We start from the raw sequence: 16,919 nt of genomic DNA, 5'->3' as shown, positions 1-16,919 counted from the left end.
TTGTCAAAATAATATCTGAAGAAGGACGTTCAGGTAACGGCGAAAGCTTGAGTGCACCTAACAACTCGTTTCGTAGTGATTCTTTACGTACTTGCCAACCGGATTTATTATGATACTTTGTCGAGAGTTGATCCAAATACGCCCATCCATCTTTCACTTCCCAACGATAATATTCGTATTCTTTGAGTTTATATTTACCTTCTCCCTCTTTATTTACCTTCATATCCAACGGCGCCAGTACATTGTGTAATGTCTGATCGATATCGGGGCGAAAACGCCAAAGTGCATAATCTAATGTTCGGCCTACAACCTGCTCCGGGTTGTATTTTATGGTTACATCATAGCGTTGCTCGATTGCCTTCAACACATCTTCCAGCGACATAGAATATCTGTCATCAGAAGATTGTCCATAGCTCATCGGCACAATAAATAGCATCAGGAGCATACTTATAAATTTATTCATCATTCAATTCTTCTCCTTTCTTTTTCGCTCTGCGACCATCGCGCCATCCGGAAAAGAATAAATTCTTATCCAGATCCGGTTTCGGATAAAATAAACTCGCAAAGTAGCCGATGACGATAATCACTAGATGACTGTATACGCCTAGCATTAATTTGTGATGTGTAAAATTAAAATCCCCCAAGTCGAGTAATATCATTTTTTGTCCACCGAATTCCACTTCCGTACTTGTTAGAAAGGCATAAGCTGTAAAGATGATACAAATCACAATCGCGATATTCACGCCTTGCCTGTTAGCCCGATGAGAAAAAACACCGAGCAAGAATACGCCAACAATCCCTCCCGAGAAAATAGCATAGAGCGTAAAAATTATACCTAATATGCTTTCGCTCCCCAACTCTACATAGATAAAACCGATAAGCATGGATAATAATCCCGCAATAGCTACTATCCAACGAGAAGCCTTTAAATATTCATTATCCACCTTGGAAGGACGAAGTTTTTTATAATAATCTTCAACGCCAACTGCCGCCAAGGAGTTCAAATCTGCACTTAAACTACATATTGCTGCGGAGACCATAGCGGCCAAGATGAATCCCACCACCCCCATTGGTAGTTTGCTCATTATAAAATAAGGAAACACACTATTCGGTCCAACCTCGTTCGGAAGTGGTTGTTGCGTATAGTATACGTATAAACAGGTACCGATAAACATAAATAAAGCCCAAACCGGAACGGTTAGTAATATTCCCATCAAAGACGCGCGAATAGCTGATCTATCAGAACGAGCGGTTAAATATCGTTGGATTACAGTCTGATCCGTTCCGTATTTTTGTATTGCATAGAACATACCATTGATGGCCATAACCACGAAGGTCAATTTCGTAAAATCCAGGTCATATGGCCCGAAACCAGTGCGCCCGTTTTCTGATGCAACCCGCCATATTTCTGGAATACCTCCGTCAATTGTCGATATTAATACTAACAAGCATAAAATACCACTGGCAAACAGCATAAATCCTTGAAACACGTCGAGCCATATAACTGCTTCGATCCCACCAAGCAGATTTACTGTCACTATGATTGTACCAACAATAATTATAATCCAATAAGTGTTTATTCCAGTCATGCTTGACAGTGCAACGGCTAATAAATAAAGGACGGTACCCATTCCTGAAAATTGTCTTAGAACAAAGGCAATTGAACTGTAATAGCGAGCAAAATTCCCAAACCGTTTTTCGAAATATTCATAGGTACTAAGTCCAATTACTTTCCTATACAAGGGCACAATAAACCAAACGGTACCTAATAAAACGATAGGCACCATCAAACCTTGGACGAGTAAGATCCAGTTATTTGCAAAACCCTCGGCCGGATAACCCAAAAAAGTAACACTACTGATCAATGTCGCGAGCAGCGACATTCCTATTGCCCAGGACGGTACACGACCTTTTGCTGAAAAATAAGCTTCTGTTGTTTTCTGGTTCTTCGCATATTTCAATCCAAAATATAGCGTGATCAGAAGAACAGCCACTATAATGCTATAGTCCAAAATACTTAATATCGGTTTATTCATTGTCTGTTAGCTTTTAATTTCTTCAGGATTAAAATCCCCAAAGTTCCTTCGACCACGGATAACTACCTGGTTTCATAGTTACCATCTGTTTCCTATCAGCAATCTCGCTCCGTGTCACTCCTGGGCTCAATTCCTCGGTAGGCCGAAGTACATCAATATTCAATTGTTTTAGTACGGCATGCGCCGTAGCACCGCCCTCGATCACCAGCTCACGAATATGACATTGTTCCTGAAGAAGATTTACCGTAAGGGCCATACTTTCACGTATAGTTAAAGCCTCATAATACTTCTGCGGTTGAACAGAAAATACGGCAATACCGTGTCGATTTATTATTTCAGTTAGTTTAATTGCAAGTTCACGTTCTTCTCCAGGCCCGCACCATTGTAAAACTTGATCCCTTGGAATTCGATTTATTCGTTGCGTGCTATCATCATGTTTTGAACCGCAAACGTAAAGTAAGGGTCGTCCAAACACAATCCTTTTTGTTGGTACAGGGTCTTTAAAACTCAGGTATCTGACTAGTAAACGTTCGAAAAAGGCTCCTGCACCTGCAAACAATTTAAAATTCGGCAACTGATCCGCCCATCGTTCTATCTCTTGATTGTTAGCGATCGAGGGTACAATATACGTCATTTTTACATTTATTTCACTCGTTTCACTGATCAACGATATCCCCGGCACATTAATCAGCCGTTTAATTGCACTTTGCACAACTGGAAACTCTGGGTCATGTGCAAATTCCGAATGCGCAATCTCTTTCGCTCCGATGTAATATTTCTCATTTCGAATAATTCTACCTAAACTCGGGTTTACCGGGCAAAATACCAGCTGTCTCGCTAAAAAAAGATTTTTAAAAAACTCCAGCTGAATTCCAATTTCTCCCCGCATTGCGGAATCGAATTTCAGAAACACCCACTCCCAGACAGAGATATCCATTTTTTCAGGAAATAGTGATTGCAAATAGCACAGTATATCGGCGGAACGTAATGATCGAGTGTTGGTGTTGATAATCTGTACCCCCTCCGATTCTAAATCATCTAAATGATGTGAAATTTTGGATTGAATACCTAACCGAATAGCTATACCTCCAAGTTCGGCTGCTCCGGTCAAATCATCTGCTATCACCAATATTGCACCCATCGATTTACTATTTATTCCGTGCCAGCTGTACAGCAGACTCAATTGCAAGAATCATCGCATCAGGGCTTGCTACACCTTTACCCGCGATTTCAAAAGCGGTACCGTGATCTACCGACGTACGTATTATTGGTAGGCCCATTGTGATATTTACTCCTTTTACACTATCCATTTGTTTTTTTTGTGCATTCCATGTAAATCCGGTAAGCTTAAAAGGAATATGCCCTTGATCATGATACATCGCGACAATACCTCCATAATGTCCTGTAGCAGCTTTTGAAAAAAGCGTATCAGCCGGTATAGGTCCTTCGACATCATATCCTGCTGCTTTCGCACGTCGAACTGCTGGCGCTATTTCAGTGTCATCCTCCCAACCAAATAGCCCGGAATCACCTGCATGTGGGTTAAGTCCAGCCACTCCAATCTTTAAATTAGAAACCCCTAAGCTCACTAATCCATCTTGCAATAGATCGATAACTTCTAGAATCCGTTCTTGTTTTACTAAATCGCAAGCCTCTCGTAACGAAACATGAGTTGAGACATGAATGACTCGCATGTTTTCTTCCACGAGGAGCATCGCATATTTTTTAGTTCCGGTATAATGAGCATATATTTCCGTATGTCCTGCAAACTGATGTCCCGCTTCGTTGATCGACTTCTTGTTTATCGGTCCGGTCACAGTAGCGTCTAATTTATTTGCGAGCGCCAGTTCAATAACTTTAGTAACTGATTCAAAGGCAGCCTGCCCCGCGTGTGCAGATATTTCCCCAAGTTGCACAAGGCTAACGTCCGTATTTTTTAAATCAAACACATCAGCTGTACCTGTTTCAAACTTAGCTTGGCCCACGTCTTCTATGCGATGAATTTCGACTGATAGGCTTAACTGTTTCCTAATATGCTCAAACACAGACGCATCCCCCACCAAAATAGGGCGACAAATTTGTTGAACTTTAGGATCCAAAATAGCCTTTAAAGCTATCTCCGGGCCAATACTCGCCGGATCACCCATAGTTATTCCAATGATAGGTTTACGCATTATTTACCTCTTTTAGATTAATGTTATATTTCTTTAACAGTGCATAGAACGATTCCACAAGAGCATCTTCCTCTTGTCCTCCGAGTGCATATAACGGGGGCATCATATAGGGTTCACACAGACCTATTTGTTTCATCAATACTTTTAGCCCCCAAAGCGATTCCCCAAGTGACTTATTCGTTTGGTACAATGCGCCAATTGAATCAGATTGTTCCTGCAATATGTTCACCAACTCTATGTCTCCCTGCTCAGCTGCAGCGCACATTCGAGTATAAATTTCAGGAGCAAAATTTCCTGAACTGGGGATTATCCCGTTACTACCACGCAATAGCGCATAGGCACAGCCTCCGGCCCACCCCATATAATGCTTAAAATCAACGCGGTCCTTCCAAAGATCAAGTGATTGATCAAGTCTTTCTAGACTACGCTCCGAATCTTTTACTGCGATAATTTTTGAATGATAGCTCAATCGATCCAATAAATCAATCGGTATTGACATATGTGTGGTCGCAGGAATGTTGTAGATGATCAAGTTTCCAAGTATAGATTCAGCGAGATCTAAGTAATACTTTTCCATTTGTCCATTAGACAATTTATAATACGTCGGTAAGGTTGCAGCAACATCGGTAACGCCCATATCATATGCCATGTTCGCAAACGAAATAGAATCCTGAAGTATGTTTGATGAAACCCCCACATACAACTTTTTATCTTCCGGTTTATTGTCTACAGCGACTTGTACGTAACGTTCCTTAAAGGCACTTGACAATGATGCCGATTCTCCCGTTGTCCCTAAAATAAAAGGTGTTGCACCTTTACTATATAAATAAGCAAAAATACGAGTTACCGCTTCCTCGTCTAGACTAAGATCGCGCTTAAGAGGTGCTACAACTGGCACAATTGTTTCTCTATTCATTAATTTATCTTTCATTTTAATAAGCGGCATTAAATATCGAGAGGGCGTCATTCAACGTTATTTCCCTAGGATTATTTACCAATAATCTTGTAATTTTCATAGCATCTTCCGCCATCTTTGGAATTGCCTCTCGAGGGATGTTTACCTCTCGTAGGCGAGTAGGAATCCCACATTCTTGTATTAATTGTCGCACTTTTTGGATTCCCGCCCGCGCTGTTAGCTCATCTGTTAGCTCTTGTTTACACCCTAAAGCGATCGCCGCCTGCGCATACTTGCTCGGGGAAGCGCTGTAACTGAATTCCATAACATAAGGTAATAAAAGAGCATTAGACAGTCCGTGAGGTAAATGGAACATGCTACCTAATGGATAGGAAAGCGCATGAACACCTGCAGTATTAACAGGTCCTAAACAAAAACCACCCAACAAACTTCCCATTGCCACCTGATTTCGTGCCTGTATATCATCACCATTGGTCACCGCTCGAACGATATTTTCCGCAATCAGCTTCATGCCTTGAAAAGCATACATATCAATAAAAGGTTGCGAAAATTTATTTGTGAACGCCTCTAGACAGTGAGTGAATGCATCAAGGCCAGTTGCGGCAGTAATTGCGGATGGTACTCCTAACGTCAATGACGGATCAACATATACCGCGTCGGGCACTAAATATGGACTTATAATACCTTTTTTCTGGTTTTCATGATCAACAAGTATCGCATTAGGCGATACCTCGGAGCCCGTTCCGGCTGTCGCCGGCCCGAGATATAGTGCGATCTTACGATCTTTCAAAAGGCCATTACCAACTATTTCAGGTAAGGTCTGATTGCTTTTGAGCTGAGCTGCTGCTAACTTTGCAACGTCCAATACGCTCCCTCCCCCAATACCGATAACCAGATCGATAGTTTCCGATTTATATTTTTCAACCACTCTATTGAGATCCGAAAACGTAGGCTCTTGGACGACACTGGTGTCCACCTGCACATTGACACCATCAGCTTCCAATTCACAAATCAATTCTGAGAGTTGCTCCAATAGTGGCGTTATCGTCAGCAGAAGTACATGCCTAAAATTTGCCCTTTTAACATCTTGTTGAAGTGTTGTTAACACTCCGTTCCCGAAAATGAGTTTCCCTGGGAAATTTACTCTTAAAATCTGCTGTTGTGACATCATTTATAAAATTATTTTTCTTCCGCTTTATAAGTTTCTAATTTCGGAAGCGTATATCCTTTTACAGCAGGCCATTTCCCGTCTTTTATCGGTCGACGTTTTAATTGCGAAGGATCGACAACTACATGTTTCATCTTTTGACGTCTCCAGGTATATGCAAAATGTAGTAAACCGTCACTAGTCTGTATGACGGCGGGATAGGAATATTGGCTAATTGGAGAGTCTTCCAATATTAATACCGCATCCCAGTTTATCCCATCGTCTGAGACAGATACATTCAATGGTGTCCGTGGACCTTTAGGACTATCTGCTGGTGGAAGCACATGATTATATACTAAAACATGTAATCCATTTTTCAATGTCAAGGCATCTGTACCAGAATTATTGTTCGGCAAATTCGATTTCTCTAAGGGTGACCATGTTTCACCGTTGTCATTCGACCACGATTCAACAATAGCCCAATTTCTACTCCTAGCCAAAATCTGTAATTTACCATTTCCGTGATCAAGCACACTCGGTTGTATTGCATCGTAATCGCCGTCTCCTCGCGCGATTGGGCCGACCTTACGCCATGTTTTACCAAAATCCGAAGTCATCTCGAAGTGAATGTTCCATCCATTACCTTCGGTGCTTGTCGGACAGATAAGATTACCGTTACTCAACAATATTGGTTTATTTTTTACAGGACCTAAGAATCCGTCTGGAAGTTTTCTTGCATCAGACCAAGTTTTACCTCCGTCATTCGACGTCTTTAACATTCCCCACCACTTCGATGGTGATGGTCCAACTTTATAGAAAAGTAATAATTCTCCGGATGGCACTTGATATAAAACAGGGTTCCATGTCGGTAGACGGCTACCATCAGGCTGAATTCCGTCGGCGGCTGAAGCTGGTGAGGTCCACTTACCATTTTGATAACGACACACATAGATTTCAACATCTGGGTTCCGTTCACGTGTTCCTCCGAAAAAAGCATACACCAATCCCGTGGGTGTTTCAGCAAGAGTAGCCGAATGACATGACGGGAACGCGGCCGAGTCATAAATAAATTCATCTACCAATACCCCTTTTTTCCATTTTTGAATTGCATTTTCTTGGGCCGAAAGAGTAAAGGCGCAAACGCTCAGCAATACAAACAGGGTAAATACTTTAAATCTCTGTATCATAATTCTATTATTATCGTTTAACTTTAAATTGATATTTTCCCGATCCGACAGCTAGCTTTAATCGGTCACCGTCTTCACCGAGCACAGTTAACTCTGGCAAATCGCGAAGTTTCTTTCCATCAAGTGTCACATTTTTACTATCGGTTACCGGTAAATAGACATAAGCCTTCGAGCCTGCAGGTATATGGATGTCCCACAACAATAGTTTCTCGTCACTTTTCCAGCTGGAATAAATTTCCCCGTAAAGACTTTGGTAAGATGCTTTGACAAAACCCAATTTTTTTATAAACTGAGGGTACATTTCGATTTCCTGAAATCCTGGTTTTACCGATTTAATTCCTGCTAAATTTTCGTAATACCATACCAATAAATCTCCGAGCATCATAACATGATTTTGTGAATTCATCTTGGGATGCGCAGTGTTACCATTCCAGAGTTCCCATATTGTGGTAGCGCCATTCTCTACCATATAGCCCCAAGAAGGGTATGTAGTCTTCGTCGCTAACTCGAAAGCGACATCAGCCCTCCCTATCGCTGTCAGTGTCCTCATGATCCATTGAGTTCCAATTACACCCGTACTTAAATGTCCATTATTTTCTTGTTGAATGGTTTGTATTATACGCTCTTGAAGACGAGTTCTGTTTGCTTCGTCAACTAAACCAAAATACATCGCCAATAAATTTTCCGTTAAAGTATTATTACCATAGAAACTATCTTGATGATAAAATGCTTTGTTGAAATCCAACCGTAAATCTTTTGCTTGTTCTATGAAATCACTTCTATCGGAATGGTAATTTAAAAGCCCACTAAATTTCCCCATCAAATTTAAAAGATGATAATAATAAGCTGTCGAGATCAATGGGTTAGGATGCTTTTTATCGGCAATCTTCCCTCTACCCGCTTCAATCGTTGCAGGCGGAAAGCACCAGTCACCATAACTATCTTTAGTGACTACGCCCTGTTCATCCATATAACGACGGTTCATATATTTCATCCACTTTTTCATAGCTAGGTAGTTGTCACCAATAACCCGTATATCCCCTGTCTGCTCATACAACATATCTGCAATAAATAAATAGGTTCCTGGCCAACTCACATTATCACTATAATATCTCCAAAAAGCAGGAGCAACATCGGGAATTGAACCGTCGGCAGTCTGCGCTAGGCGGATATCGTCTAACCATTTAATGTAGAAATTTGTATTATCAAACAAAAAACTCTCCCCGTAAGCACTTATCGGCCTATCACCTAGCCATGGCTGTCTTTCATTTCTCTGCGGACAATCAACAGGCATACCTTTATAATTCGAAGCTATGCCCCACCATGCATTGGTATGTATCTGATTAAGAAGTGTATTAGAGGATTTAAATTCACCTATTGTGGTCAGTTCATCGTAAACGACTCTTCCAACAAAATTATTTATACGCGCTTCGCCAGGATACCCAGTTATCTCAACATACCGAAATCCGTGATAAGTAAATCTCGGTTCCCAAATCTGAGCGCCCTCACCCGCTGAAATATATCTGTCCGTTGCTTTTGCATCGCGCAAATTTGTAGTAAAAAGCTCTCCCTCTTTATCCAAAGACTCTGCATAACGAATGGTAATCTCATTCCCTATAGTGCCGTTCACATACATCTGTATCCACCCTGCAAAATTTTGCCCAAAATCAATAATATAACGCCCTTCCGACATTTTTTTAATAGCGACAGGTTTTATATCCTGCATCACCTTCATATGGCTGTTCAACTGTGACTCATAAGTTCCCCCAGGCTCTTGTACATAATCCGCCACGAACCAATTAGCATCATCGTATTTCGTTGAGGACCATCCATGAAGTTCCTTTCGCGCGTCATATCGTTCGCCGTCATATTCATTGTTGCTGGTAATAGGACCATCCGCAGTACCTTTCCATGTGTTATCTGTCTTAATAACGGTTGTGCTCCCATCGTCATAGGTCACCATCAACTGCATTTGAAGTTTCGGAAACCCGAAAGTTTTCACTTTATACGGCTTCAATTGACGCATGGCATAGAATCGTCCGTTTCCTAAAATGACTCCAATTGTATGTTCACCTACATCAAGTAAATGGGTAACATCAAAAACATTGTATTTTACATTTTTCGTATAATCCGTCGGCGCTGGCGCGAGTACTTGATCTCCGATCTTCTTACCATCTAAATAGAACTCATACAATCCTAGACCCATTATATAAGCTTCAGCCTTTATTACTTTTTTATTTAAAGAAAATTCTTTTCTAAAATATCGAGCTGCGAGGGAACCTGCCTGCTGGTTATCAGTGTCAAAATATTTATCAAATCCAATCCATCTCCCTAACCAGTCTTTATAATGTAAAAGGCCCATTGTCCAGGTTCCCTGTGACGACCACGGGCTTTCACCTTTATTCGTGTTTATCTTTACCTTCCAATATACTTGCGTCCGTGAGCTTAAATTCTTCCCCGCATATTTAACCGCGATACTGTTTGTTGATTGAACCTCCCCAGAGTCCCACAGGTCACCGTTTTCATTCGCTAAATTTTCTTGACTAGAGGCCACCAATATCCGATACCCTATTTGACTCACACCGCGTTCATTATTGTTCACTATCTTCCAACTTAAACGCGGATTTTCGGTATCGATACCTTTCGGATTTGAGAGTAGCTCACATCGAAGACCTTCCACCAACAAGTTCCCATAGGCAGCGACATGTAGTAGCATGACCAGAATTAAAAGTATATGTTTTAATTTGTTCATTTCCTTAATTGCGACCTACTCGAGAAATCAAAATACAACACCATATTTAATGCGCGAATAGGTTCCTTCTCGAAATCATAATATACATGCTTCATTCCCATTGGCCCTGTAGTTTCTGGCTTTTGTGTCTTTGTCCCGATACCGGATATTCCATTCATAAACGAAATATCTCCATCAGGAAAAGTAGGTTCCATATTTTTCCAATCAGTATCTTTTTGTTCTTTAGGCGTATAAAGGCGCAAGAACACGTCTTCCCTATCGGTGAACACTTTAAAAGTCTGATCGTTAAGTTTAAATTCAGCCCAGTACATATTGGAGTGATATCCTTTAAATTCAGGATACTCAAAAGGTATCTCTCCGGTGGCCATATCATTGTAGGATTTCTCCCAAACACCAAATTCGGTACCTTTCATACGATTTTTCCAGACCCGATACGGCCCTCTTCCCATATATTCCACACCTTTTATTTGCTCTTCTGGTAAATCGAAGTTCACGCCGACAAATCGCGTAAAATAACTTTCTGGAAAATATTGGACGTGCATTTTTAGTTGTCCAGACGGATAGATAGTCCAGATTAACGTATTGTAGCTTTCCTTTTTATGATATGTGGAAGCAATACTAATAGTATCTCCCTGTTGCTGCAACGAGAATCCTTTATAGTTATTTACTGCCTCCTGCAATACGGGACCATTTGTGAGAGGAATTACGCCATTACTGTTCTTCACCTCTTGCAACAATCCTGTGGTTTTATTAAATGTGTATCGCAACTCCCCAACAGTTACTATATAGCTATCTGTCGTTTCAGTAGAATTGATTTGCTCTTTAGCTTGAGTAATCCATTGTTTTGCGATCCTTTCCGGTAAACTAATTGGAAAACTCCATGTGAATATTTCCTTGCCGTGTCTATCATTCGCCGTAATATAAAGAGCATCGTAACTGTACCAGTCCGCTGGTAGATCGACTTTAAGCACCCCCTTTTGATATGGCATTATCTCGGGAGCTTGAATGTTTCCTGCTCGCTCTTGATTGTTCCCTGAAGCCTTTTCAAATTGGCGAAGTTTATAACTAAAAGTACATTCAGCAATGTTGGTAAATGCATATCTATTTTCGATATTAAAATTACCATCAAATTTCTCTGTCATTTCACGAGGCTCAAAATAAATAGGGCTCCAAACCTCTTTTATCGTATAAAAACTTCCTTCTTTTTGATAATATGGTCCTACAATACCGTCCGCACCTCGGTTACCATCGGTATCAATAGAATCTTGCTTATCGGTACGTACTATTCCTTGGTCCTGAAAATCCCAAAGGAAGCCTCCTGCAGATAAAGGATTTGCCCACATAGCTTTCCAATAATCCTCTATCCCGGCTCCGTGTCCTCCGTCATACATCCCATGTAGAAATTCCGTCGGCATAACAATATTGTGTCCATGATCATAACTTCCTATACCGTAATTATACTCTCGATAATGCGTAGTTTCAAAACCCCCGTATACCGCCCATGGATGAATTAACGGACGTTTTTGTATATCTTCCTCCAAGAAAATCGAATCTAGTTCAAGATTATGCCCCCCTTCATTGCCGTTTGCCCAAAATATGATAGACGGATTGTTCTCACTCGTGATGATCATCTCTTTTAGTAATGTCGTCCCGGTAGGAGTATCATAATAGCCATGCCATCCCCCTAACTCATTCATCACGTATAACCCTAAGGAATCGCATACATCTAAAAAATGGCCATCCGGTGGGTAATGTGCCATACGTACGGCATTCATATTCATTTCCTTAATGAGTTCCACATCATGGATACTTTGCTGTTTACTCGTTGTACGGCCCGTCTCCGGATGAAAAGAATGTCGATTAACACCTTTGAATTTTATTTTTTGTCCGTTAATATACACCCCATCACGCTCTTTTACTTCCACCGTTCTGAATCCAATCTTCTTTTCAGTTTTATGAACCAGCTTTCCTTTACGCAATAAACGCACTTCCGCGCGGTATAAATTAGGATATTCGGCAGACCACAACTTAGGCTCAGCATATTCTGCGGTGAGCAGTCCATCGTTTTGGGAAAGGCGAACCTGTTGGGGGCTTCCAAACGGCTTGTTTAAGGCATCAAACAAACGGAGTTCCACAAGATCAGCGGCCCCCTGGGTGCTTACTTGCATTCGTAAATGTCCATCCGCTTTTGCATCAATCGAGACTCTTGATAGGTGGCTTTCCGGTAATGCCTCTAAATAAACTGGACGAAATATCCCTCCAAAAACCCAAAAATCACCCTCGCGTTCGGCGGCATTAACGGATTTGTTCTTGCTGTGCTTCTCAACGACAACCTCTAATTCATTATCCTCTCCCCATTTCAATAGAGAGGTAATATCATATTTGAAGGTATAGAAAGCTCCTTGGTGCACCTTACCAGCAATTCGCCCATTGACCTTAACGTGTGCGTCAGTCATCACACCCTCAAATACGATATTTATCTGTTTATTCCTCCAATCGTTATCAATTTTAAACTTACGTTTATAAGTGCCGATCTCTTTTCCTTTTTTGGCTTCTTTATCGAAACCGTAATTATATTTACCAAACCCTTGTGGTTCCCAATTAGACGGCACCGGTATTTTACTCCATACCCCAGCTTTCATGCCTGCTGAAACCATAAAGTCCCACATTACGCCGTCGTCTTTTCCTTTTCCTGAAAGATATTTCACCTCAGTTTGCTGCCCATACACAACTTGTACGAAGACTGACAAAAACCAGAGTAATAGAATCGAAAGAGAGTACCTTGTCATTATATAATCCTTGATATTAATTGTCACCTAATGCCTCCGCTTGAAATTTTGAAATTCCATACGCCGCTTCCTGTTCAAATTCACCAGCATTTTTAACATCGAAATTCTGATCCGTTGGTGTGTCTGCATTTGGAAATCTTTTAGTGACTCCCGATCTAAAGGTTACTTTGGAAATCTCATGAACGGGTTGAAAAAACAGCTTCGTACCTTTGTCTTCCCCATTAACCTGTAACGTAAATGATCGCGTAAGAACATCAATATTTAGTACGATATCGTAAGTTTTTCCGGCCTGATAATCTATCACTCCCGCATCGCGATAACCTGCTTTATTTTTTATTTGCCCGTCTTGATCAAATATTAACCGCCCCGCGGCCTGCCCTTTGGAGTTCGCAATTTCAATCTCTAAGCGCCCGTGAGTTGCCTGCTCTGGTGTGATTGAAAAGGATATTTTCGCTCGTTTAGTCTTAGCGATAACACGTTCGGCTTTGGCGTAATCAAAAGGATCTTTATCTCTCAATACTAATTTACCTCCCTCTAGTTTTACAGAGGCCCACAATGGACTATATATGTTCCAAGAATTAAAGGCCTGAACACCGTTCACAGCAAAATCATCATTCACAGTTCCGTTGACAGTCGAGGTAATAGGAACCGGAACCTTCGCTACCCACATGTCTTCTTTATTGACACTATAGGTCACCCACATATCTGATCCTGGGGGATTTCCGTTCCCCTCTAGGATGCCGCGAGTGTACTGTGGACCATATGATTTGAAATTCCCTCCATAGCGCATTGTGGTTATATCACCGTGAACCAACAAAAGATCCGTATATGTTAGTCCATCATCACTCGTTGATACCGCGAGTGGCCACCGAAATTCAGAGGGATTATATACCGTTGCAAAACGACCGTCGCTGGTTTCTTGTCCCCAAATTTTTGCATTTGCATTTACAAATCCTGGTGCACGCAATGGATTATATTGCCAAGTTTTCCCATTGTCGTTGCTTATAGAAGTTAATGCATGTTTCCATAACCCTACGACCTTCCCATCCTTTAAATGATAGTATGCGAAGGCTTTGATAGGGCGGTTTAAGGGTATTAAAGGATCATCGCGATCGGCCTCCTCAACCCATTGTTGCATCATCAGAGGAGTTGCTAACAACTCTTCACATGCCTCAACAAATGCCTTATCTTTACTTTTACTATAGAGGGGGTATGCGGCCTTCTTGGATTTAAAGCTTTTGTTAAACCGAATAAAATAGATTGGGCCGAAACTTCCGTCTTTATATATTTCACGAATAACACGCCCGATACCATTACCGTCATTTGGGCTATCTTCCGCATCCATTGCTACGCCGTAATAACCGGAGGTTAATAACCTCCCGTTTTTGGAAACAAAAAAACCCATTCTCTGGTGCATGACGGCATAAAGTTCGCTTCCTGCTTTATCAGTCCTTCCAGGTTTTGAAAAATCCCTCGGAACTAGATAGCGAGGAAACACCTCTTTTGGTCCCGTCCAAGTGTAGCCGTCTTTAGACGTTTGGAGCGAAGTTGTTCCTTCACCGATATGTTCGCCGATTGGGTTACTTAAAAACTGCAAATAATAAGTATCGTTCCAGTAGGCAAGAAACGGCTGATGATTGTAGGTGAAACCATGTCCAAAGGCGAGTTCGGGATGCTCCCTGTTAGCTCGAAAAACTTGAATGTTATGGGTACCGACAGCTGGAGTAAGCTGTCCATGGTGATAATCCACATTTGACAGCGTTTCCCCAGTATACCTGACCGTATCTTGAGCAGATAACCGTATGCTCACTACTAAAATTCCCAATGCTAATAATATCGTTTTCATAATATGCCCCTCCTGTTATTTCAACAGTCGCTTTAAATCCTTTTTGGATGCCTTAAAAATAGTTCCGTGTTTATGCCCCTCTGGTACAGAGATTTCTTGATCTATTTTTTCGAAATTCTTAAAATCCTTTGTCCTCACTGCACTATAACTTTTTCGTCCATAGCTATCAAAATAAATAACCCATCGATCACCAATTTTAATTACACTGGGTCCTTCTGTTTTGTAATCTGTATAGGGTTCAGAAATATTTTCAAACGGACCCAAAGCGGAATTTCCAAATGCAACTCTTAAATTCAGGTTCGGTCTCGTATTGTCTTTTACAACAAGCGCATAATCCTTGTTGGCTCGTTTCACGATAACCGCATCTATCACACTGAACCCAGGATCTAAAAACAGTTTCGTGGGGGTAAAACTTTGAAAGTCTTTTGTCGTCGTATAATACATCCGATGGTTGTTTCGTTCTTCTTCCACTCCCTTTTTAAAACGAAACGGTATTGTGGAAGCCCATATAATGACAAAATGATCCTCGTCGTCATCATAGAATAGTTCTGGAGCCCATACGTTCACAACATCAGGCTCATGAGCCATGACAGGGACGATTCTTTTATCATCGAAATGAATAAGATCTTTACTGCTCGCATATCCGATTCCTGCGCCCCCTTGCCAAGCAATTGTCCATACTAGATGATAAACACCATCTTTACCACGGATCATCGAAGGATCACGCATAATTTTCTGGTCTCCCAATTCAGGTTTTAGAAATACGCCTGGTATACTGTCCCAATGATACCCATCATGACTATATAGATACCTTAGTCCCTCGTTAGCTGGTTCACGAAACGAAGTGAACATATAAACATCCCTCTGGCACGAAACCAGAAGGGATGCTGCTAACACAAAAACTAAACACTTACTAATTGTTTTCATTATAACTAAGTAATACTTTCTAAAATCAGAACCCAATCATTTCCTTCTTTTACTTCTCCTTTGGCTTCAAATTTTTGAACACCGTTATTTTCAAACTCGCCAATCGCGGTTGTTTCTCCATTACGGGGGTTGAACCATGAGGCTTTCACCATGTCTCCTTTTATTTTCCCCATATTAATTTGCATCGGAGCACCTGTATAGGAATAGATAAACGCGTAGTCGTCAGTACGAGTTGCTAACAACCGCTCGTATCGCTCACCATTCACAGCGATTATTGATTGGTCAGGTATACGATCGAAATAATTTTCTTTTGACAGCATTAATTTCTTGATATGTTGCATCTGTCCCGCTCCTGGAGCATTGATCGCCTCCGACCAAAGCTCAGTTGAACCATACGCTGGCAAAGTATCCGATGCAACATGCATCTGAATAACCGAGCTTTGTCCATAGGTGTAACCGAAGGCTCCAGCAAACACTGACCAGTAGCCATACCGACGCACATCTGCATCCGTCCAGCGTGGCAAGTTAATATCATGTAGACCATGTGGAATACCTTCATAAGAAGGTTCACCATCTATTGTTGGCTTGACAGGCTTGAGATCCCAGTCTACCTGTATATATTTAAAATTATCTGGTCCATAATGATTCTTTTCATCTGCAGAGGTGTCTTGTTGGTAGTTCCTATGCCCCGATTGAACCATGTTAAAATCCAACCAAGGTGCCTCATGAAACCAGTCCGAAGATGCTGTACGTCCTCGTGGATGGAAGGTCATTAAGTGATTCTTATCTACCGCCTTAATCGCATGACCGATTTCCTGCCATACCTGTGTTGAATCCGATCCTTTAATATCGCCTCCATTCAACCAAATAATGTTACTTTTATCTTTCCAGCGTTCAGCGAGAAATGTAGCATATGACCTTGCTTGTGCAGCATTGACCTGTCCGTCTTTTACTGGTGTACCCCAAACCGGCACTAGAGCCATGTAAATTCCCTTCTGTGCTGCCACATCTATGATAAAGTCGACATGATCCCAATAGTCATACTCCATTTCATCCTCTGGATTGTTCCCTTGCGTAATAAGCGGCTGCGAGACATCGTTATTGGTAATAGAGGAGTCTCCGTAAACATTAACTGAAGGCACGGT

The 16,919-nt window shown here is 41.3% G+C and carries 11 protein-coding genes and 1 pseudogene; all 12 read right to left on the bottom strand.

Features of this window, described 5'->3' with window-relative positions; all coding sequences use genetic code 11:
• A pseudogene (locus tag HP439_RS11520) lies at nt 1-466 on the bottom strand (DUF4974 domain-containing protein); the annotation flags it as partial.
• Nucleotides 456-2,036: a sodium:solute symporter family protein gene (locus HP439_RS11515; protein WP_172390486.1), complete on the bottom strand. Its 1,581-nt coding sequence runs from the start codon at nt 2,034-2,036 to the stop codon at nt 456-458. The gene HP439_RS11515 and the pseudogene HP439_RS11520, both read right to left, overlap by 11 nt.
• Before the next feature lie 28 nt (nt 2,037-2,064).
• Nucleotides 2,065-3,177 (bottom strand): four-carbon acid sugar kinase family protein, encoded by a 1,113-nt coding sequence (locus HP439_RS11510; RefSeq protein WP_172390485.1) that lies wholly within the window; start codon nt 3,175-3,177, stop codon nt 2,065-2,067.
• A 7-nt stretch (nt 3,178-3,184) separates the two neighbouring features.
• Entirely contained in the window at nt 3,185-4,210 is a 1,026-nt protein-coding gene (gene pdxA / locus HP439_RS11505; RefSeq protein WP_172390484.1) for a 4-hydroxythreonine-4-phosphate dehydrogenase PdxA, read from the bottom strand.
• Nucleotides 4,203-5,126, bottom strand: a complete 924-nt coding sequence (locus HP439_RS11500) for a dihydrodipicolinate synthase family protein (RefSeq protein WP_246229338.1) — start codon at nt 5,124-5,126, stop codon at nt 4,203-4,205. The genes pdxA and HP439_RS11500 overlap by 8 nt, the downstream gene beginning before the upstream one ends.
• A 16-nt stretch (nt 5,127-5,142) precedes the next feature.
• Nucleotides 5,143-6,297, bottom strand: a complete 1,155-nt coding sequence (locus tag HP439_RS11495) for an iron-containing alcohol dehydrogenase (protein WP_246229337.1) — start codon at nt 6,295-6,297, stop codon at nt 5,143-5,145.
• Between the two features lie 8 nt (nt 6,298-6,305).
• Complete coding sequence (locus HP439_RS11490) at nt 6,306-7,460, bottom strand: sialidase family protein (protein WP_172390482.1); 1,155 nt, start codon at nt 7,458-7,460, stop codon at nt 6,306-6,308.
• Between the two features lie 10 nt (nt 7,461-7,470).
• Nucleotides 7,471-10,212: an alpha-L-rhamnosidase gene (locus HP439_RS11485; RefSeq protein ID WP_172390481.1), complete on the bottom strand. Its 2,742-nt coding sequence runs from the start codon at nt 10,210-10,212 to the stop codon at nt 7,471-7,473.
• Entirely contained in the window at nt 10,209-13,001 is a 2,793-nt protein-coding gene (locus HP439_RS11480; RefSeq protein WP_172390480.1) for a glycoside hydrolase family 2 TIM barrel-domain containing protein, read from the bottom strand. The genes HP439_RS11485 and HP439_RS11480 overlap by 4 nt, the downstream gene beginning before the upstream one ends.
• Before the next feature lie 16 nt (nt 13,002-13,017).
• Nucleotides 13,018-14,847, bottom strand: coding sequence for a sialidase family protein (locus tag HP439_RS11475; protein ID WP_172390479.1), 1,830 nt, complete (start codon nt 14,845-14,847; stop codon nt 13,018-13,020).
• 15 nt (nt 14,848-14,862) lie between these two features.
• Complete coding sequence (locus tag HP439_RS11470; protein ID WP_172390478.1) at nt 14,863-15,774, bottom strand: glycoside hydrolase family 43 protein; 912 nt, start codon at nt 15,772-15,774, stop codon at nt 14,863-14,865.
• A gap of 5 nt (nt 15,775-15,779) precedes the next feature.
• Nucleotides 15,780-16,919: glycoside hydrolase family 140 protein (locus HP439_RS11465; RefSeq protein WP_172390477.1), on the bottom strand; the 1,140-nt coding region annotated here is incomplete at its 5' end.

Origin of the sequence: Sphingobacterium shayense (assembly GCF_013179575.1) — a bacterium.
Classification (GTDB): Bacteria; Bacteroidota; Bacteroidia; order Sphingobacteriales; family Sphingobacteriaceae; genus Sphingobacterium; species Sphingobacterium shayense.
This window is presented reverse-complemented; position numbering and strand designations above follow the sequence as displayed.

Bases quoted from the DNA above. Each gene is read 5' to 3' on its own strand.
- HP439_RS11495 (WP_246229337.1), bottom strand. From the start codon at position 6,297: ATGATGTCACAACAGCAGATTTTAAGAGTAAATTTCCCAGGGAAACTC.
- HP439_RS11515 (WP_172390486.1), bottom strand. From the start codon at position 2,036: ATGAATAAACCGATATTAAGTATTTTGGACTATAGCATTATAGTGGCT.
- HP439_RS11485 (WP_172390481.1), bottom strand. From the start codon at position 10,212: ATGAACAAATTAAAACATATACTTTTAATTCTGGTCATGCTACTACAT.
- HP439_RS11510 (WP_172390485.1), bottom strand. From the start codon at position 3,177: ATGGGTGCAATATTGGTGATAGCAGATGATTTGACCGGAGCAGCCGAA.
- pdxA (WP_172390484.1), bottom strand. From the start codon at position 4,210: ATGCGTAAACCTATCATTGGAATAACTATGGGTGATCCGGCGAGTATT.
- HP439_RS11500 (WP_246229338.1), bottom strand. From the start codon at position 5,126: ATGAATAGAGAAACAATTGTGCCAGTTGTAGCACCTCTTAAGCGCGAT.
- HP439_RS11470 (WP_172390478.1), bottom strand. From the start codon at position 15,774: ATGAAAACAATTAGTAAGTGTTTAGTTTTTGTGTTAGCAGCATCCCTT.
- HP439_RS11480 (WP_172390480.1), bottom strand. From the start codon at position 13,001: ATGACAAGGTACTCTCTTTCGATTCTATTACTCTGGTTTTTGTCAGTC.
- HP439_RS11490 (WP_172390482.1), bottom strand. From the start codon at position 7,460: ATGATACAGAGATTTAAAGTATTTACCCTGTTTGTATTGCTGAGCGTT.
- HP439_RS11475 (WP_172390479.1), bottom strand. From the start codon at position 14,847: ATGAAAACGATATTATTAGCATTGGGAATTTTAGTAGTGAGCATACGG.